This window comes from Roseivivax sp., assembly GCF_054552075.1.
Window position 1 is genome coordinate 74,707 of record NZ_JBTOLZ010000011.1, and the last position, 19,352, is coordinate 94,058.

The 19,352-nt window shown below is 66.8% G+C and carries 13 protein-coding genes and 1 tRNA gene; 11 read left to right on the forward strand and 3 right to left on the reverse strand.

All coding sequences use genetic code 11. From position 1 onward, the window contains the following. The first annotated feature begins 34 nt into the window (after positions 1–34). From ACX938_RS10345 to ACX938_RS10390, 10 genes are all read left to right on the forward strand, one after another. Positions 35–1,678 (forward strand): BCCT family transporter, encoded by a 1,644-nt coding sequence (locus ACX938_RS10345; protein WP_459430984.1) that lies wholly within the window; start codon positions 35–37, stop codon positions 1,676–1,678. A gap of 242 nt (positions 1,679–1,920) precedes the next feature. Then, positions 1,921–3,564: a BCCT family transporter gene (locus ACX938_RS10350; RefSeq protein WP_232751868.1), complete on the forward strand. Its 1,644-nt coding sequence runs from the start codon at positions 1,921–1,923 to the stop codon at positions 3,562–3,564. Between the two features lie 1,151 nt (positions 3,565–4,715). After that, positions 4,716–6,137, forward strand: coding sequence for a cryptochrome/photolyase family protein (locus ACX938_RS10355; protein ID WP_459430985.1), 1,422 nt, complete (start codon positions 4,716–4,718; stop codon positions 6,135–6,137). Between the two features lie 239 nt (positions 6,138–6,376). After that, positions 6,377–7,585 carry a class I SAM-dependent methyltransferase gene (locus ACX938_RS10360; protein ID WP_459430986.1) on the forward strand — a complete coding sequence of 403 codons (1,209 nt, stop codon included), beginning with the start codon at positions 6,377–6,379 and terminating at the stop codon, positions 7,583–7,585. 5 nt (positions 7,586–7,590) lie between these two features. Beyond that, positions 7,591–8,031, forward strand: coding sequence for a TrgA family protein (locus tag ACX938_RS10365; RefSeq protein WP_459430987.1), 441 nt, complete (start codon positions 7,591–7,593; stop codon positions 8,029–8,031). 1 nt (position 8,032) lies between these two features. Continuing rightward, positions 8,033–9,145, forward strand: coding sequence for a gamma-glutamylcyclotransferase (locus tag ACX938_RS10370; protein WP_459430988.1), 1,113 nt, complete (start codon positions 8,033–8,035; stop codon positions 9,143–9,145). Positions 9,146–9,207: 62 nt separating this feature from the next. Further along, a complete protein-coding gene (locus ACX938_RS10375) occupies positions 9,208–10,236 on the forward strand; it encodes a cysteine synthase A (RefSeq protein ID WP_232751863.1) in 1,029 nt (342 codons plus the stop codon). Continuing rightward, positions 10,233–12,788: a DUF3772 domain-containing protein gene (locus tag ACX938_RS10380; protein ID WP_459430989.1), complete on the forward strand. Its 2,556-nt coding sequence runs from the start codon at positions 10,233–10,235 to the stop codon at positions 12,786–12,788. Before ACX938_RS10375 ends, ACX938_RS10380 begins: the two co-directional genes overlap by 4 nt. A 133-nt stretch (positions 12,789–12,921) precedes the next feature. Next, positions 12,922–13,011 (forward strand) — tRNA-Ser (locus tag ACX938_RS10385). 209 nt (positions 13,012–13,220) lie between these two features. Further along, positions 13,221–13,970, forward strand: coding sequence for a hypothetical protein (locus ACX938_RS10390; protein WP_459430990.1), 750 nt, complete (start codon positions 13,221–13,223; stop codon positions 13,968–13,970). Positions 13,971–14,014: 44 nt separating this feature from the next. On the opposite strand, the gene ACX938_RS10395 is transcribed toward ACX938_RS10390, so the two are convergent. Together ACX938_RS10395 and ACX938_RS10400 are read right to left on the reverse strand one after the other, a co-directional pair. After that, positions 14,015–15,307 carry a PQQ-dependent sugar dehydrogenase gene (locus ACX938_RS10395; RefSeq protein WP_459430991.1) on the reverse strand — a complete coding sequence of 431 codons (1,293 nt, stop codon included), beginning with the start codon at positions 15,305–15,307 and terminating at the stop codon, positions 14,015–14,017. 165 nt (positions 15,308–15,472) lie between these two features. Then, a complete protein-coding gene (locus tag ACX938_RS10400; RefSeq protein ID WP_459430992.1) occupies positions 15,473–15,868 on the reverse strand; it encodes a c-type cytochrome in 396 nt (131 codons plus the stop codon). Between the two features lie 301 nt (positions 15,869–16,169). On the opposite strand from ACX938_RS10400, the gene ACX938_RS10405 reads away from it, so the two are divergent. Next, the gene (locus tag ACX938_RS10405; protein WP_459430993.1) at positions 16,170–17,000 is read left to right on the forward strand and encodes a hypothetical protein; all 831 of its coding nucleotides are present in this window, start codon (positions 16,170–16,172) and stop codon (positions 16,998–17,000) included. A gap of 401 nt (positions 17,001–17,401) precedes the next feature. Here ACX938_RS10405 and gspD read toward each other — a convergent pair whose 3' ends face one another. Continuing rightward, entirely contained in the window at positions 17,402–19,348 is a 1,947-nt protein-coding gene (gene gspD, locus ACX938_RS10410) for a type II secretion system secretin GspD (RefSeq protein WP_459430994.1), read from the reverse strand. Positions 19,349–19,352 lie beyond the last annotated feature (4 nt).

Below are 19,352 nucleotides of genomic sequence, written 5' to 3' on the forward strand. Positions count from 1 at the left end.
GCGCTCGCCTGCAACAGGGCTAGGGGAGAACAGCATGACCGATCAGAACGTCGCCGAAGGCGTGCCGGAACCGGAGGGGCACGCCGTCATCATCGACACCGAATACGACATCGGACAGGACAACATCGACGGCCAGGTCGGGCCTTTCGGCTTCGACATCCACAACCCGGTCTTCGTGATCTCCGGCGCGGCGGTGGTGCTGTTTGTCCTCTACGCGCTGATCTTCCAGGCCCAGGCGACCGAGTTCTTCGGCTGGCTGCGCCCGGCGCTGACCAGCACCTTCGACTGGTTCTTCCTTTCGGCGGCCAATATCTTCGTGCTCTTCAGCCTGTTCCTGATCGTCAGCCCCTGGGGCTCGGTCCGGCTGGGCGGCACCGAGGCGACGCCGGATTTCACCTATGCGGGCTGGTTCGCCATGCTCTTCGCCGCCGGCATGGGCATCGGCCTGATGTTCTTCGGGGTGCTGGAGCCGGTCTACCACATGGCCATCTCCGAACCCCTGGGCGTGGCCTCGCCCATCGCCGAGGACGGCTCGATCATCGCCGAGAACGTCGAGGCGGCGGCCCGCATGGGGCTGGCGGCGACGATCTACCACTGGGGCCTGCACCCCTGGGCGATCTATGCCATCGTCGCCCTGGCGCTGGCGCTTTTCACCTACAACAAGGGGCTGCCGCTCACCATCCGCTCGGCCTTCTACCCGATCTTCGGAGAGCGGGTCTGGGGCTGGACCGGCCATATCATCGACACGCTGGCGGTCTTCGCCACGCTCTTCGGGCTCGCGACCTCGCTGGGCTTCGGGGCGCAGCAGGCGGTCGCGGGGCTCGAGTTCGTCTACGGCGTGCCCAATACCGTCACCAGCCAGGTGGTGCTGATCGTGGCGATCACCGTGGTGGCGCTGGTGTCGGTGCTGCGCGGGCTCGACGGCGGGGTGAAGGTCCTCTCCGAGGTCAACATGGTGGTGGCCGCGCTGCTTCTGCTCTTCGTGCTCCTGGCTGGGCCGACGCTGGTGCTATTGACCGACTTCGGGCAGGGGCTCGTGGCCTATGGGCGGGATCTCCTGCCGCTCTCGAACCCGGTAGGGCGCGAGGATGACAGCTACCGCCAGGGCTGGACGGCCTTCTACTGGGCCTGGTGGATCTCCTGGTCGCCCTTCGTCGGCATGTTCATCGCCCGCGTCAGCCGCGGCCGGACGGTGCGCGAGTTCATCACCTGCGTGATCCTGATCCCGAGCCTGGTCTGCGTGCTCTGGATGGCGGTCTTCGGCGGCACGGCGATCGAACAGGTGCTCGCCAACCCCGAGACCAGCCAGGTGAAGGCCAATGTGATCGACAGCTATTCGCCGGAGCTGTCGCTCTTCGGGATGCTGGCGGATCTGCCCATGGCGGCGATCACCTCGACCATCGCGGTGATCCTGGTGATCGTCTTCTTCGTCACCTCCTCGGACTCGGGCTCGCTGGTGATCGACACGATCACCGCCGGCGGCAAGATCGACGCGCCGGTGCCGCAGCGGGTCTTCTGGTGCCTCTTCGAAGGCGCGGTGGCGATCGTGCTGCTCCTGGGCGGCGGATTGAGCGCGCTGCAGGCCATGGTGATCTCCACCGGGCTGCCCTTCACCATCGTGCTTCTTCTGATGTGCTGGGCGATCATCGCGGGCCTCAGAAGCGAAAAACGCGGCTGAGCCCGCCGCCTCCGAAGGGCCCGTGACGGGGCCCGCGCGAACCGGAAACCACCCGCCGCCCCGCATCCGAGTGATGCGGGGCGGTGTCGTTTTGCGGGGAATTTTCCCGTGTTTTCCGGGTGTCATCCGGTCAGAACCGCGTTAAAGGGCCGAATTCGCGGTTTTCGCTGGACCTTGAGGCTGAGGCCCTAGGTGAAGCGATAGGCAAAAATCCACTCATACCTGCAAGGAGGGTATCGTCCATGACGGATACGTCATCGGAAGGGCTGGATATTCCAAGCCCCGACGGAGAAGTCGACACGATCGACACATCCTACGAGGTCGGACAGGACAATGTCACCAAGAAGATCGGCCCGCTGGTCTTCGACATTCACAACCCCGTCTTCCTGATTTCCTCGCTGACCACCATGGCCTTCGTGCTGGTCACGCTGATCTTCCAGGATCAGGCATCGGCGGTGTTCAACTGGCTGTTCACATTCGTGACCACGACCTTCGACTGGTTCTTCCTGTCGGCGGCGAACATCTTCGTGATCTTCTGCCTGGCGCTGATCGTCAGCCCCTGGGGCACGGTGCGCCTGGGCGGCACCGAGGCGACGCCGGACTTCGGCTACCTGTCGTGGTTCGCCATGCTCTTCGCCGCCGGCATGGGCATTGGCCTGATGTTCTTCGGCGTGCTCGAGCCGGTCTACCACATGCAGGTCTCGGGCCCGCTTGGTCTTGAGGGGCCGCTCTCCGAGGACGGCACGGTCAACGAGGCTCTGGTCGCCGAGGCGCGCGCCCATGGCCTGGCCGCGACGATCTTCCACTGGGGTCTGCACCCCTGGTCGGTCTATGCGGTGGTCGCCCTGTCGCTGGCGCTGTTTACCTACAACAAGCAGCTGCCGCTCTCGATCCGCTCGGCCTTCTACCCGCTCCTCGGCGATCGCGTCTGGGGCTGGACCGGCCATGTGATCGACATCACCGCGGTCTTCGCGACGCTCTTCGGCCTGACCACCTCGCTGGGTCTCGGCGCGCAGCAGGCCTCCTCGGGTCTGCACTACGTCTTCGGCCTGCCCGAGGGGCTCAACACCCAGGTCATCGTGATCATCGGCGTGACCGCCGTGGCGCTGATCTCGGTGGTGCGCGGCATCGACGGCGGCGTGAAGGTCCTGTCGAACTTCAACATGTTCCTGGCCGGGCTGCTGCTGCTCTTCGTCTTCATCGCGGGGCCGACGCTGCAGATCCTGAGCGACTTCTGGACCGGTCTGTCGACCTATGTGCGTGACGTGATCCCGCTGTCGAACCCGGTGGGCCGCGAGGATGACAGCTTCCGCCAGGGCTGGACCTCGTTCTACTGGGCCTGGTGGATCTCCTGGTCGCCTTTCGTGGGCATGTTCATCGCCCGTGTGAGCCGCGGCCGCACCGTGCGCGAGTTCATCACCTGCGTGATCCTGATCCCGACCCTGGTGTCGGTCTTCTGGATGGCCACCTTCGGCGGCACGGCGATCAGCCATGTCATCGAGATGGGCACCGAGAGCGGCGTCTACCAGAACGTGATCGGCAGCTATAACGACTCCATCGCCATGTTCGCGATGTTCGGCGATCTGCCCTTCACGATGATCACCTCGACGCTGGGCATCGTGCTGGTGCTGGTGTTCTTCATCACCTCCTCGGATTCGGGCTCGCTGGTGATCGACACGATCACCGCCGGCGGCAAGACCGAGGCGCCCACCGCGCAGCGGGTGTTCTGGGCGACGACCGAGGGCGTGGTGGCCATCGTGCTCCTGATCGGCGGCGGTCTGACCGCGCTGCAGGCCATGGTGAACACCACCGGGATCTTCTTCACGCTGATCCTGCTGGTGCTCTGCTGGTCGACCCTGCAGGGCCTGCGCACCGAGCCGCGCTGAGCGGCAGGGTGAGCTGAGAGGCTTTTGGGCCCGGGCGCGTGGAGCGCCCGGGTCTTTTTGTGTGTGTGAGGGCAGGGGGGCTTGGCTCGGGGGGTGTTGGGGCGTCGCGCGTGACGTGCGCGTCTTGGGCGGTAGAGCACCCTAGCCACAACTGAACACCTAGCGTCGCCAAGCGTCGCTCTCCGCCCGCAGCGTGCCGGACCGCTCACCAAGTTCGCGCCCCCAACCCCCTCTCAAACTCACGCAACAAAGGGCGCGCGCCGGACCGGGGGCCGGCGCTACTGACCTCTGAGCTCAGCACTTTCTCCCAGCAAGGTCAGGGCTGGCTGTGAGCTAAGCACGCCACCCCAAGGAGCGCCGGCCCAAGGGGCCGGTCCGGCGCGCGCCCGGCATCTTCGATGCTATTCGGGCGCGAGGATGCGCCTAGCCGTGCTGTGAAGGCAAAAGCCCCGTCGGGGGGGCGTGCGGGTCGTGACGTTTTGTCCGTCCAGGCCAAATGCGCGGCTCTCGGGCTGGAGACGTCCTTTGGGTGAGCCGATCCTCCCTCAAAGGCCAGATCCCAAGCCCTCTCAATCTCTCCCGACAAAGGGCGCGCACCGGACCGGGGGGCGGCGCTGACGACCTCCGAGCGATGCACTTTATCCCAACAAGGTCAGTGCTAGGACTGAGCTAAGCACGCCACCCACAAGAGCGCCGGCCCAAGGGGCCGGTCCGGCGCGCGCCCGGCACCTTCGGTGCTATTCGGGCGCAAGGGGGTGCCTGGCCATGCTGTGAAGGCATTCGCCCCTGCGAAGGCGGGGGTCCGCGTCTCGGGGCTTCCTTCCGTTGGCTTCAGGCGGTCCCCACCTCCATCCGTCCCTTCAGCGCCTCCCGCCAGCCACCATCCTCCCAGCGCACCACGCGGTCACCCATCATCTCAGCACCCCACGTCTCAACCCATTGTCCGGGCGACCCACGCCAACCATCATTTTCCGTGCACCCCGCACCAACCACCAACCTCCGGGCGGCCCACTTCACCGCCCATCCTCCCAACGCCCCACACCACCACCCATCCTCCTAGCTCCCCCCCCAACAGTTGACCTCCGCCGCGCCACGCTAGCTCTCCTGCCAACCGCATCCTCCCTGTACCCCCCGAACCCCGCGAGGCGCCCTTGGCTGACACGAGACCGACGCTCCTATGGCACCGCCGCGACCTGCGGCTCTCCGACCATCCCGCGCTCGAGGCCGCCGCCCGCCGCGGCGGGCCGGTCATCCCGGTCTTCATCCGCGACCGGCTGGTCGACGGGCTCGGCACCGCGCCGGCCTGGCGGCTGGAGCTGGGGCTCGAGCATCTCGGGCAAAGCTACGCCGAGAAGGGCAGCCGGCTGATCCTGCGCGCGGGCCATGCGCTCAGCGTCCTGCAGGACCTGATCGAAGAGACCGGCGCCGGCGCGGTGCACTGGATGCGCGCCTATGACGCCGAGAGCGTGGAGCGCGACCGCGAGGTCAAATCCGCCCTCAAGGACCAGGGCGTCGCGGCCGAAAGCTTCGCCGGCCACCTGATGTTCGAACCCTGGAGCGTCGAGACCAAGACCGGCGGCTTCTACAAGGTCTATACCCCCTTCTGGCGCGCCGTGCGCGACCGCGATGTGCCCGAGCCCATCGCCACGCCGGGCCGCATCCCCGCGCCCGACAGCTGGCCCAAAAGCGACACCTTGCGCGACTGGGCGCTCGGCGCGGGCATGGACCGGGGCGCGGCGGTGGTGCGGCCCTACGTGCGCCTCGGCGAGGGGGCGGCGCAGTCCCGCCTCGGCGCCTTCACCGCCAATCTCATCGGCGATTACGACACCACGCGCGACCTGCCGGCCGAGGACGGCACCTCGAACCTCTCGGAGAACCTGGCCCTGGGCGAGATCACCCCGGCGCAATGCTGGGCCGCCGGGCGCCGCGCGCAGGAGGACGGCAAGGAAGGCGCCGGCACCTTCCTGCAGGAGCTGGTCTGGCGCGAGTTCGCCTATCACCTCCTGTGGCACACGCCGCAGCTCGACAGCGGCAACTGGCGCCCGGAATGGGACGCCTTCCCCTGGAACGAGGACGAGCGCCGCTCCGAGGTCATCGCCTGGAAGCGCGGCCGCACCGGCATGGCCTTCGTCGATGCGGCCATGCGCGAGATGTATGTGACCGGGCGGATGCACAACCGCGGCCGGATGATCGTGGCCTCCTACCTTTGCAAGCACCTGATGAGCCATTGGCGCATCGGCAAGGCCTGGTTCGAGGACTGCCTGATCGACTGGGACCCGGCCTCGAACGCGCTCGGCTGGCAGTGGTCGGCCGGCTCGGGCCCGGATGCCACGCCCTATTTCCGCGTCTTCAACCCCGAGACCCAGGTCGACCGCTTCGACAAGCAGCGCCGCTACCTCCGGCGCTGGATCGCCGAGGGCCAGGAGAGCCCGCCTGCCGAGGCGCTGAGCTATTTCGACGCGATCCCGCGGTCCTGGAAGATGGCGCCAGGGGATGCCTATCCCGAGCCGATCGTGGGGGCCAAGGAAGGCCGGGAGCGGGCGCTCAAGGCCTATGAGAACCGCGATTTCTGAGTGGCCCGCCGCATGACCGTTCGGCACGCCCCGCAAGGCCGGGCCGCCCGCCCGCGCCACCGCGGCGCGGGCAACGGGCCCGGCGGGGCAGGGCGCCACTGTGCTCTCGCCGCGTCACTTGCGCGGGGGTCGCCTTGCCGCGACGCCTCCGCCGCCTATAGCTTCTTTGGAAACTTCGCGCAGGGGCCCGTCGTGGTTCGCCGGAGAGATTGGTGATTTTTGAGGGGGATGCGCGGGAGATGATCCTGACCGATACCGCCGGGCAGAAGGATCTGCCCCGTTACTTCACGCAGGTCTTCGACATGGTCCGGGGCCTGGAGAACGGCCGCGTCGACTTCGTCCTGCCCGACGGCCGCCGCTTCCGCGCCGAGGGCAAGGCCCCGGGGCCGGTGGCCGAGCTCGAGATCCACAACCCCGACCTCTTCGCGCGGCTCATCCGCGAGGGCGACCTGGGCTTCTGCGACGCCTATCTCGACGGCTGGTGGTCGACCCCGGACCTGCAGGCCTTCATGGACCTTGTGCATGCCGACAACGAGGACATCTACGACGGCTTCCCCGGCATGGGGCTGGTGCGGCTCTACGAGCGCGCGCGCTTCTGGCTGAAGTCGAACTCCAAGACCCAGGCGCGGCGCAACATCGCCCATCACTACGACCTCGGGAACGAGTTCTACGGCCTCTGGCTCGACGACACGATGACCTATTCCTCGGCCAAGTTCGAAACCGGCCAGGAAAGCCTCGAGGCGGCGCAGGTGAAGAAATACGCCTCCATGGTCGACCAGATGGGCGCCAAGCCCGGCGACCACGTGCTCGAGATCGGCTGCGGCTGGGGCGGCTTCGCGGAATATGCCGCGCGCGAACGCGGGCTGAAGGTCACCGGGCTGACGATCAGCCAGGCGCAATACGACTACGCCCGCGAACGCATGCGCCGCGCCGGGCTGGAAGACCAGGTCGAGATCAAGCTGCAGGACTACCGCGACGAGCAGGGCCGCTTCGACGGCATCGCCTCGATCGAGATGTTCGAGGCGGTGGGCGAGAAGTACTGGCCTGTCTATTTCGACACGGTGAAAGAACGCCTGAAGCCCGGCGCCCGGGCCACGCTGCAGATCATCACCGTCCAGCACCGCCGCTGGAAGGTCTACAAGCGCGGGCCCGACTTCATCCAGAAGTACATCTTTCCCGGCGGCATGCTGCCCTCGCCGGTGGTGCTGCGCGACGAGATCACCCGCGCCGGCCTCGAGGTGATGAAGAGCATCGAGTTCGGCGAAAGTTACAGCCAGACGCTGCGTCGCTGGCACGACACGTTCAACGACAAATGGGACCAGGTCGCCCAGTTAGGGTTTGACGACCGCTTCCGCCGAATGTGGAACTTCTACCTGACGTCCTGCGCGGCGACCTTCTCCTCGGGCAATTGCGACGTCACGCAGATCACGTTGTCACGTCCGGGTTAAGCCCCATGCCCACGGCACCGAAACTCGTGGCGGGCCTTCTGCTCGCCCTCCTGGCCTATGCGGTCACCAAGCTGGTGGTGGCCGATCTGCCGGACTCGGTGGTCGTGGGGCTCGTGGCCGAGGTCAACGCGGTCCTGGCCTTCATCGTCGGCTGGCGGGTGATCGGGCGCGGGATCGGGCGGGGCAGTGCCGCGGCGATCACCAATGGCATCACCGGCACCGCGGTCGCGACGATCCTCTGCCTTGGGGTTCAGGCCACCGACGCCATGGTCGAGGAAAGCCTGAAGAAGAAATACTCCTCGGTCTTCGAGGCGGTCGACGGCGGCATCGCCTTCTTCCTGGAATACGGCAGTTATCTGCTGGTCCCGCAGACCCTGGGCCTCATGGCGCTGGGCGCGGTGATTGCGGGCGTTGCAGCCGAAGTGGCGAGCCATTACTGGCGCTGACGTGACACATTATTTTCTGTTCGGAACCCTGCGGCACGCGCCGCTTCTGACCGCGGTCGCCGGCCGCGAGGTCGCCGTCACGCCCGCGCGTCTGCCGGGCCGGGCGGCGCATTGGGTCGCGGGCGCGGCCTACCCGGTGCTGATCGAGAGCCCCGGCGCCGCCGAGGGCCAGCTTGTGACGCTCGACGCCGAGGCCGCCCGGCGGGTCGACTACTACGAGGAAGGCTTCGGCTACCTGCCGCAGGACCTCGAGATCGAGACCGAGGCGGGCCGCTGCCTGGCCCGGGTCTATGTCCCCGCCGAGATCCCCGAGACCGGCGCGCCCTTCGAGATCGCCGACTGGTCGGCCCGCTGGGGCGCCATCGCGACCTCGGCGGCCGAGGAGATCATGACCCGCTTCGGCCAGGAGGAGGCCAGCGCCGCCCATGCGCTCTGGCCGGTCTTCGCCGCGCGCGGCTGGGCCCGCGAGATGGGCCGCGACCCCGCGCCCGCGGCGCTGCGCACCGACATGGGCGAGCGCGGCGCGCCAGAGGTGAAGTTCCGCGAGGGCGGGCACGACGGCTTCTTCCGCCTCCGCCGCTTCGACGTGCGCTTCCCGCAATACCAGGGCGGGCAGTCCCAGACCGTCACCCGCGAGGCCTTCTGCGCCTTCGACGCGGCCCTGGTCCTGCCCTACGATCCGGTCACCGACCAGGTGCTGCTGATCGAGCAGTTCCGCTATGGCCCGCTGATGCGCGACGACCCGCGCCCCTGGGTGCTGGAACCCGTCGCGGGGCTGGTCGACGCGGGCGAGCCGCCGATCGAGACCGCCCGCCGCGAGGCGCTCGAGGAGGCGCATCTGGAGCTCTCCGACATCCGTCCGATGCTCAAGGTCTATGCCTCGCCGGGCTATTCCTCGGAGTTCTTCCACTGCTTCCTGGGGGTCGCCGACCTGGTCGGGCGGGGCGTCGTGCACGCCGGGCTCGACCAGGAGAACGAGGACATCCGCAGCCACGTCGTGGCCTTCGAGGAGGCCCTGGCCCATGTCGAGAGCGGCGAGATCAACGCCGGACCGCTGGCGATGATGCTCCTCTGGCTCGCACGCGAACGCGCGGGCCTCCGCGCGGGCGCTTGAGTTCCCGGGGTCCGCGTCCTACACCCAAGGACACCCGAGCGGGAAATCAAAAGGACGCCGCCATGCGCATCGCAAAGGACCTGGCCGAAGCCGTCGGCAACACCCCCCTGATCCGCCTGAAACGGGCCAGCGAGGAGACCGGCTGCGAGATCCTCGGCAAGGCCGAGTTCATGAACCCCGGCCAGTCGGTGAAGGACCGCGCGGCGCTCTACATCATCCGCGACGCGGTCCAGCGCGGGCTCCTGGAGCCCGGCGGCACCATCGTCGAGGGCACCGCCGGGAACACCGGCATCGGGCTGGCGCTGGTCGGCGCCTCGCTGGGCTTCAAGACGGTGATCGTGATCCCCGAGACCCAGAGCCAGGAAAAGAAAGACATGCTGCGGCTCGCCGGCGCCGAGCTGGTCGAGGTGCCCGCGGCCCCTTACAAGAACCCCAACAACTACGTGCGCTACTCGGGCCGCCTGGCCGAGGAACTGGCCAAGACCGAACCGCATGGCGCGATCTGGGCCAACCAGTTCGACAATGTCGCCAACCGCCAGGCCCACGTCGAGACCACCGGCCCCGAGATCTGGGAACAGACCGGCGGCAAGGTCGACGGCTTCATCTGCGCGGCGGGTTCCGGCGGCACGGTCGCGGGCGTCGGCATGGCGCTGCAGCCCAAGGGCGTGAAGGTCGGCCTCGCCGATCCCGAGGGCGCGGGCCTTCTGAAGCTCTACACCGGCGAGGAGAACCCCGGCGACTCGATCACCGAGGGCATCGGGCAGGGGCGGATCACCGCCAACCTCGAGGGCTTTACCCCCGATTTCACCTGCCGCGTGGCTGACGCCGAGGCGCTGCCCATCGTCTACGACCTTCTGAGCGAAGAGGGCCTCGTCATGGGCGGCTCGACCGGCGTGAACGTCGCCGGCGCGATCCGCATGGCCAAGGAGATGGGCCCCGGCCACACCATCGTCACGATCCTCTGCGACTTCGGCAACCGCTACCAGTCGAAGCTCTTCAACCCCGAGTTCCTCGACAGCAAGGGCCTGCCCAAGCCGCCGTGGATGGACCGCGCGCCGGCCTCTATCCCGGGCGTCTTCGAGGACGTATGACCGCCGCCGCCCGCTGGCTTCGCGCCGCCGGGCTGGCGGCGCTCGTGGCGCTGGCGCCGGGCGGTCTTGCCGCGCAGGAAGACGGCAGCGCCGCCGAGACCGCGGCTGAATCTGCCGAGGAGATCGGCCAGGCGGCCACCGGCCGCGGCGGCGCGGTCGAGGACAGCAGCCCCGATCCCGCCCCGCGCGCCGAGACGGTGGATTTCGACGCCTGGAACGAAAGCGCCGAGCGGATCGAGAAGACCCTGGCCGACGGCCAGGCCTCGACCAGCCTTCTCGAACGCATCCGCGGCGACCTCGTGGCCTACCGCGAGCGCTTCAGCATCCTTCAGAACGAGCAGAACGCCCGGGTGCAGACCCTGCAGGCGCAGCTCGACGCGCTGGGACCGGCGCCCGAGGAAGGCCAGGAAGAGGCCGCCGACATCGCCGAGCGCCGCGCCGCGCTCAGCCGCCAGCTCGAGGAGGCGCGTGCCCCGGTCCTGACCGCCGAGGAGGCCTATACCCGCGCCGACGGGCTGATCCGCGAGATCGACGGCCGGATCCGCGCCCGCGCCGCCGAGCGGCTGTTCTCGCAGGGGCCGACGCCGCTCAATCCCGCGCTCTGGCCGACCGCGGTCGAGGAGCTCCTGCGCTCCTTCCGCGCCTTCGTGGTCGAAACCGAGGGCGAGTTCGCCGATGGCGCGCTCTCCACCGACCGCGAGAGCCTGCCGATCGCGGTGGTGCTGATCCTCCTGGGGCTCCTGCTCCTGGCGCGCGGGCGGCACTGGGCCGAACGCGGCGTGCGCTGGCTGCGCAACACGATCTCGCGCCGGGCCTCGGGCGTCTGGCGCTTCGCCGCCTCGCTGGGGATGATCGTGCTGCCGCTGATCGGGATCATCCTGATCTCCTACGGGCTGCGGCTGACCGGGCTGATCGGCGCGCGGGGCGAGCTGATCCTCGAAAGCCTGCCGGTCTGGGTCGGCATCCTGGTCTACGTGCGCTGGCTCGCCCAGCAGAGCTTTTCCTCGGACGACGACGAGGCGACGCTGCCGCTCGAGAACGCGCGGCGGACCGAGGCGCGGGTCTATTTCTCGGGCCTCTCGGTGCTGGTCGTCCTGGGCGCGATCCTGAACGTCTTCACCGAGGCCGACGACTATGCCTCGGACGTGGTGGCGGTGCTGTCCTTCCCGATCATCGCGGTGGCCTCGCTGCTCCTGTTCCGGCTCGGCATGATCTTCCGCGGCGCCGCGCCCGAGGCCGAGGCCCAGGGCGAGGAGGACGACCCCGACCCGGTGCTCTTCTGGTTCCGCGTCGCGCGGCTCCTGGGGCGGATCCTGATCGTCACCGCCTTGGCCGCGCCGATCTTCGCCGCCGCGGGCTACCTGCAGGTGGCGCTGGCGCTGACCTTCCCGATGATCGCCACGCTGGTCCTGGCGGGCACGCTCCTGGTGCTTCTGCGGGTGATCGCGGATGTCTACCACCTGGTGACGGGCCGCACGGCGCGGGAATCGAACAGCCTGGTGCCGGTCTTCGCGGGCTTCCTTCTGATGCTCTGCGCCTTCCCGGTGCTGGCCTTGATCTGGGGCGCGCGGGTCTCGGATCTGACCGAGCTCTGGACCGCCTTCACCACCGGCTTCCAGCTCGGCGAAAGCCGCATCTCTCCGGCCGATTTCCTCTATTTCATCGCCGTCTTCCTGATCGGCTTCGCGATCACCCGGGGCCTTCAGGGCGGGCTGCGCTCGAGCGTGCTGCCGAAGACCCGGATCGACATCGGCGGGCGCAACGCCATCGTCGCGGGCATCGGCTACATCGGTATCTTCACCGCCGCCATCGTGGCCTTCACCGCCGCCGGCATCGACCTGTCGTCGATCGCGCTGGTCGCCGGTGCGCTGTCGGTCGGCATCGGTTTCGGCCTGCAGAACATCGTGTCGAACTTCGTCTCGGGCATCATCCTTCTGATCGAACGGCCGATCAGCCAGGGCGACTGGATCGCCGTGGGCGACAACATGGGCTTCGTGAAGGACATCTCGGTGCGCTCCACCCGGATCGAGACCTTCGACCGTTTCGACGTGATCGTGCCGAACTCGGACCTCGTCTCGGGCACGGTGACGAACTACACCCGCGGCAACACGCTGGGCCGGCTGATCGTGCCGATCCGGGTGGCCTATGGCTCGGACACCCGCAAGGTGCAGCGCATCCTTCTGTCCATCGCCCGGGCGCATCCGCTGGTGCTGATGAACCCCGCGCCCTACGTCTGGTTCAAGGGCTTCGCCGAAAGCGGCATCGAGTTCGAGATCCGGGTGATCCTGACCGACATCCTGGAGATCTTCGAGGTCCAGACCGAGATGAATCACCAGATCGCGGAGCGCTTCTCCGAAGAGGACATCCAGATCCCCTTCCCGCAGCGCGACCTCTGGCTGCGCAACGCCGAGGCGCTGACCGGGCAGGGCGTGCCCGACCACCGCGCCTTCGCCGCCGAGGGCCAGACCCCGCAGAGCATGGAAGACAAGGGCCCGCTGTCGAAATCCGTGCGCAGCTCCACCGGCGGCGGCGACCCCGACGGGGGCGAGTAGGGCACATGCGGGCGCGTCCTGCGCCCGCGGCGCGCCCTGGTCCGAGCGTCGCGTGCCGGCGTCAAAAATAAGGAAAAATAACTGCCCCGAGGCCCCTTGCACCCGGCCCCGGACTTCCGCTAGACACCGCCGCGGAGAGGTGGCCGAGTGGTCGAAGGCGCACGCCTGGAAAGTGTGTAGGCGGGAAACCGTCTCGAGGGTTCGAATCCCTTCCTCTCCGCCATTTACCCCTGATAATATTGCATAAAAATCAGGCCATGCGGGCATACCCGCCTATATACCCACCAAAAAAATTGCGCTTGGATGCAGCGGGATAAGACATTCAAGATCGAGGAAGACCTACCAATCCAATCTGAGTGATTCCGGGTGTCTATTCTGGCTTGGTGGCTTAGGCGCAATCTTGAAGACGCTGGTGCAATGATCCCTACATGCTTGTGTGATTTCATCGATGCTAAAGCCCCCGCGTGGCGGCTGACCCTCTTGTCCGACACAGAGTGCCGTTTCCGGCTTCTCGTGATCCTCGCACTGACGCTCGTGCCGCTTGCAGGTCCCGGTATAGCGCAGGAGCGAGGCGCCTCGGCAGCGCAGGCAACGGTTCCCGCCGCGGCCGAAGCAGGCGGCATCCGGCGCTGGCGGCTGTTGGGCGAGGCGCCCGTTCCCCTGCGCAGCGCGCCCAATGAGGAGGCCGCCCCTGCCGCCAGCCTCGCCCCGGGGACGATCCTGTCCAATCTTGGCTGCGAGAGCGTGGCGAGTGTCATCTGGTGCAGGGTCGCGCCGCTCTCAGGCGGCCCGCGCGGCCATCTGCCAGCCGCGCAGCTGGCACCGGTCGAAGGCCCCGATGGCGTGGTCGCGCGCGGGCTCGACGACAGCGCCGCCCGGGCCAAGCGCGGCGATTTCGACCTCCGCGCCGAGGTCGCCTGCGCGCAGAACCCCGGCGAGCCGATGGGCCGCTGCACGATCCGCTCCGCGCGCGGCAGCGGCGGCGATGCGACGCTGGTCGCGACCTTTCAGAACGGCTTCCGGCGCACACTGATCTTCGCGCATGGCCAGTTCCTGCGCGGCAATGCGACGATGTCGGGGGTCGGCACAGACACCGATTGGCGGCTCGAGGACGGCATGCATGTCATCCGGGTCGACGATCAGCGCTTCGAAGTGCCGGACAGGCTGATCTCGGGCGAGTGAGGTTGCCCGCGCCGCCCCTTGAGGCGGCGCGGATTGGTCCCGGATTACTGTCCAGGTGTCAGCTTGTGGATCATGCCCTCGTCCACGGCGGTATAGAGGCTGCCGTCGGGCCCCAGCACCACCGAGCGGAAGCGCCCCGCATCCATCGGCAGGGTCATCTCGGTCACGTCCTCAACGCCGGTGTTGTCGTCGTTGAATTGGATCACGTCGATGCGCTGACCGATGGGCGTGCCGCCAAAGCCGATGCCCATGATGCCGACAACCATGGCACCGTCCCAATCGCCCCATGCCTCGCCCTCGAGGAAGGCGGCCGAGGAGGTGCCCTGCGACCAGCCATTGTTGGTCCAGATTGGCGGCATGGCGTCGGGATAGGTCTCGAAATCCGTCATCGGCATGAAGGCCGCGCGCTCGTAACGGTTCATGCCCTCGTTCTGGTTGGGCATGTAGCCGCAATAGCCGTCGGGGCAGTCACCGCGACCGGCCATGTTGTCGCGCGGATCCCATCCGGCGTTGCCACCGTTCTCGAGGATGGTGATCTCGTCCGAATGCCAGGGCCCGTGCTCGGCGGTGATTGCCGCGCCGGTCTCCGGATGAAAGGCGATGCCCTGCACGTTGCGGTGACCATAGGTGTAAGTGCGCGGATCGAAGCCCTCGGGCGGGCTGTTGCCCTCGGCGGCATTGCCGTCGGTGTCGAGCCGCAGCACCTTGGAGCCCATAAGCGTCGGGCTCTGCGGGACCTCCTCGTTGTGGTTGTCGCCGGTGGTCAGCCAGAGGTTGCCCTCGGAATCAAAGCGCACCCTTCCGCCGTTATGCGCACCGGGACCGCCGAAGGGATGATCGGAGGCCTCCATCTTGTAGGGCACGTCATCGACGATATCGGTGCGATCGGAGACGCCGGAAAAATCCTCGTTCACGGTGAAGCGCATCAGCCGGTTGGTGTGCGGATCCGACATGTTCGAGGTCGAGTAGACGTAGATCCGGCGGTTGTCCGAGAAGCTCGGATCGAAGGCGACGCCCATCATCCCGGCCTGGCCCTCGCAGAAGAGGTCCGAGCCGTTCGAGGGATAGCCCTCGGTGTCGCCAACCCCGTAGAGGGCGTTGACGGTGCCGTCCGGCATGCGGACCGAGAGGCCCTTGCACTTCTCGGTGAACAGCATCGTGCCGTCATCGAGGAAGGCCATGTCCCAGGGGTTCTCGAGCCCCTCGAGCACCACTTCATGTTCGAGCGCGGTGGTGTTCATGCCCGTCTGGGCGACGGCCGGCGCGGCGGTCAGGGCGCATCCTGCGGCGACCGGAATGATATAGGCAGCGGTTGTCCGGAGAGATCTATAAAGCATCGTATCCTCCCTTTGCTTTATGGGCCGGCGGCCCCGATCCGCCAAGCGGACGCTAGGTCAACCGGCACCACTGGAGGCTAGGCAGATGTCCCGGGTCCCGTAAACGAAATCTGCATGTGAAACCCCGCTCACCCGACCAAAGTAGGGGGGCGGCGGGTCCGCGTCTCACTCGAAGGCGGTGGTCACATAGACCGCGATGTTGAGGATCTCCTCGTCCGACAGCTCCTTTGCATGCGGGATCATGAGCATCGAGTTCGGGCCGATCTTCTCTCCCGAGCGATAGGTTTCGAGCCGATCGACCAGATAAGCGACCTCCTTGTCCGACAGGCGCGGATAGCTCGCGACGCCCTGGGCCTTGGGGCCGTGGCAGTTGCGGCAGACCGCCTGGTATGCCTTCTCGCCTTGGGCGGTATCGGCTTCGGAGACGTCGATGTCCTGAATTTCGGCGGTCTCCGCGCCGGTGGCCGCGCCTTCCGCCTCGGCGGTGTCGGATGTGTCGCCGGCCAGGGCCGCGCCCCCGCCGAAGGCGGTCAGCGCCGCCAGAAGCAGTGGTAGTCTCATGGGGTCCTCCTCCTGAATTGGCTCTGCCAGGCCGGTGCCTCGTCGGGCTCCGGGTACGGGCGGGCCGCTCAAGGCTCCAGTGCTACGCATTCGGCCACACCGTTCAAGCCGCTTCTGCCCGACCGGAGGATGCGCGAGGCCGACCGGCGGATAGCTTGCGCAACGGGAGACGTCGGAAAAGGACGTGCTCGATACTCATTTGATTCAGCATCGACACATTTGGTGCCGAGGATCACATGACCGGCAGTCCCACCGCCCGCCGGATCGCAGGAGCCGTCTCAGCCTTGATTTTGGGCATGAAATGACCGACTCCTTTATCATGCTGGCAAAGAGAATAAAAATTTTACTTTTGAGGTGGGCCGTTCTCCGAGTGCTTCAGCGGCCTATGCCGGAGCGCTACCCTCTAAGCGGAGACGCAGTTCGTTACCATAACTTTTATTCGGTGTGGATTGGTCAGAATCAAGAAAATTATGGACTGCTGGTTCAGAGCAAGATTTCAAAGGGATTTGAGGGCATAACGCGTTTCTCCGATGGTCAATTTTGCAGGATCTGCATCTCTAATGAGTTGGCTGCTGATAGCTCACTTGAAATCACTCATCAGTACAAAGATATCAGAATTCGATACGATACACTGTCTTCATATTTTTGGGGTGAATTTACTGGATATGCACCTAGAATCAGAGCTTGGCGCAAATCATTCGAATATTCTTTGGGTGTATTCCAGAAGCTTGAAGGGGGTAGAATAAAGATATTGCGCCAGATGTTGGCTTACGAAACAAAGCACTGGGGTGATGAAGAGCTAATTCTTGGTCAAGGACTTACTGTAAGGGAGTGGCTCAGGAGGCTATATGGGAGCAATGCAAACAGGAATCCAAAGCTAATTTACGCCGACCGTGAACTTGAATTCATCCTCAGTTCCCTAGTTGAAACTCAGGATGTGATAAGGACTGGCAATTCTTATAAAGCTGCTCCCATTGGTCTAAAGACTGTCCAAGAGTATGATAAAGAGCGGAGAAAACACAGGCAGCTTTTATTTGCTAATTGGGCTCTAATTTTTGTCTCCTTTGGCTTGCTCGCAGCAACAGCCATGACCACTCTCGCAGAGCTCTCCGCCCAGCCGAAACTTAAGTGAAAGACCGTTGCGTCCCGCAATTGGTGAATCGGTTGACCAGTGGATTACGCGGTTGCGGCGAACGGCAGGTTTGACGGCTCCGCGCCACACTACACACCTTTGCCTCGAACGTCAGGAGGCTTCACCTATAATGCGAAACCCGAATATCCTGGCATCCCCAAGTCCTGTTCGAAGGAGCAACGAAAGATACCGTGCAGCGAGCAAAGCCTGCCTTTTCCGCCAGCCTCAGGTGACGCACACCTCTACAAAATAAAACCCTGACATGCAGACGCATCCCGCGCGCCTCTCCGGCACCGCCTAGTTTCGATCCGCGCCGCCAGCGGTGAGCCTGTGCCCAACCGAACGCCATCGGCGCGGACAGCCGGTCGACCCACCCAATCCGAACCGTGCCGCCCGCCGGCTCAATACAGCCCGTTCAGCTCCAGCGGCAGCTTCTCGACCTTGCGCTCCTTCAGCAGGCTGCGCGGTTGTTCGGCGGCGTCGGCCTTGCGCAGGCGCTGGTAGCGGCGTTCGGCGATGGCGCGGGCCTCATGGGCGCTGTCGAGGACGGTCGGGCGCATGAAGACGAACAGCGTGCGCTGGGTCTCGTCGCGCGACCGCGAGCGGAAGAGGTTGCCCACCACCGGCACGTCTCCGAGCCCCGGCACCTTCGAGGTGGAGCTCTGCGAGTCGTCGGTGATCAGCCCGCCCAGCACCACGGTGCCGCCGTCGCGGGACTGGACCGTGGTCTCGATTACCCGGCGGTTGGTGATCAGATCGGCGGCACCCTGGACGTTGGCGTTGACCAGCGAAGAGACCTCCTGCGAGATGTCCAGCCGCACCACGCCGTTCGAGGTGACCCGCGGCAGCACGTCCATGGTGATGCCGACGTCACGCCGTTCGATCGTGGTGAAAGGGGTGAGCGTATTTCCGTCGGTGGCGAAGCTGCCGGTGCGGAAGGGCACGTTCTGGCCGACCACGATGGTGGCGGCTTCATTGTCCATCGTGGTGATCGAGGGCGTCGAGAGCAGCTTGGCCCGGGTCGACTGGCCAAGGGCCTGGACCAGCACCCCGAAGTCGTCCGAGGTGCCCGCCAGGGTCAGCCCTGGCGCGATCCCGGAGGCGCCGGGCACCCCGAGCGCGGCCAGCACCGAGCCAAGCGAGGTGCCGCCGTTGGAAAAGGAGGTGGAAGCGAAGCCGGTGCTGGGCAGCTGATCTCCGAAGCCCAGCTGCACCCCGAGCCGTTCGGCCACATCGCCCGAGACCTCGACGATGGCCGCCTCGATCATCACCTGCGGGCGCTCCTGGTCGAGCGCGCCGACGATGGCGATGACCTCGCGGATCTGCTGCGCGGTGCCGCGGATCACCACGGAATTGGTCGCGGTGGAGGCCTGCACGGCGACGGCGGGGGCAGGGGCCGCGGGCTCCGCGACGCCGGGCTGCGCGCCCTCTTCCTGCGCGCCGACCGCCTCGGCGACGGGATTGGCCAGATCCGTCGCCCCGCCCAGCGTGCCGTTGACGATCTCGGCCACCACCTCGGCATCGGCGTATTGCAGCTCGTAGACATGGGTGCGCAGCTGCGCCTGCGGGCTTTGGCGCGGCGCCACGTCCATGTCCTGCGCGAGGTCGCGGACCATGTTGATCTCGGCCTCGGTGCCGCGCACCAGGAGCACGTTGGAGGCCGGGTCGACCGACAGCCGCGCGCCGGTGCCCGAGGTGCCCAGTACCTCGCGCAGCGCCTGCAGGACCGCGTCGGCCTCGGCGTAGGAAAAGCGCACCACCTCGGTTCTGAGGTTCGCCGGGCCGTCGAAGGTGCTGGCGATCTCGACGATGCGGTCGACGTTGGCGCGGGTGTCGGTGATGATGATCGCGTTCGGGTCCTCGAGCGCCTCGAGGTAGCCGGCCTCCGCCACCAGCGGGCGCAGCACGCGGACCGCCTCGGCGGCGGGCAGGCGGTCGAGTTCGAGGATCCGCGTCGTGGTGTCCTGCCGCCCGCTCAGCACGCTGTCCACGGTCATGCCCTTGGCGCGGGCCTCGGCTTCGCCGACGATTTCCCAGACGACGCCGCTTTCCACCGCGACGAAGCCCCGCACGCGCAGGATCGACTGGAACAGCTCCCAGACCCCGGATTCCGACAGCGGCTCGGCCGAGATCACGGTGACATCGCCCGAGACCTCGGGGGCCACCACCAGCGTGCGGCCGGTGATCTCGGAGACCTGCTCGGCCAGAGTGGAGATATCGGCTGCGCGCAGGTTGATGACGTAGTCGCCCTCCTCCGAGAGGCTCTGGCCTGCGGCCGGCAGGGCCAGCGTGACGGCCAGCGCGCCGGCGGCGGCCAGATGGCGAAGAATGCGGCGGATCGGATGCACGGGC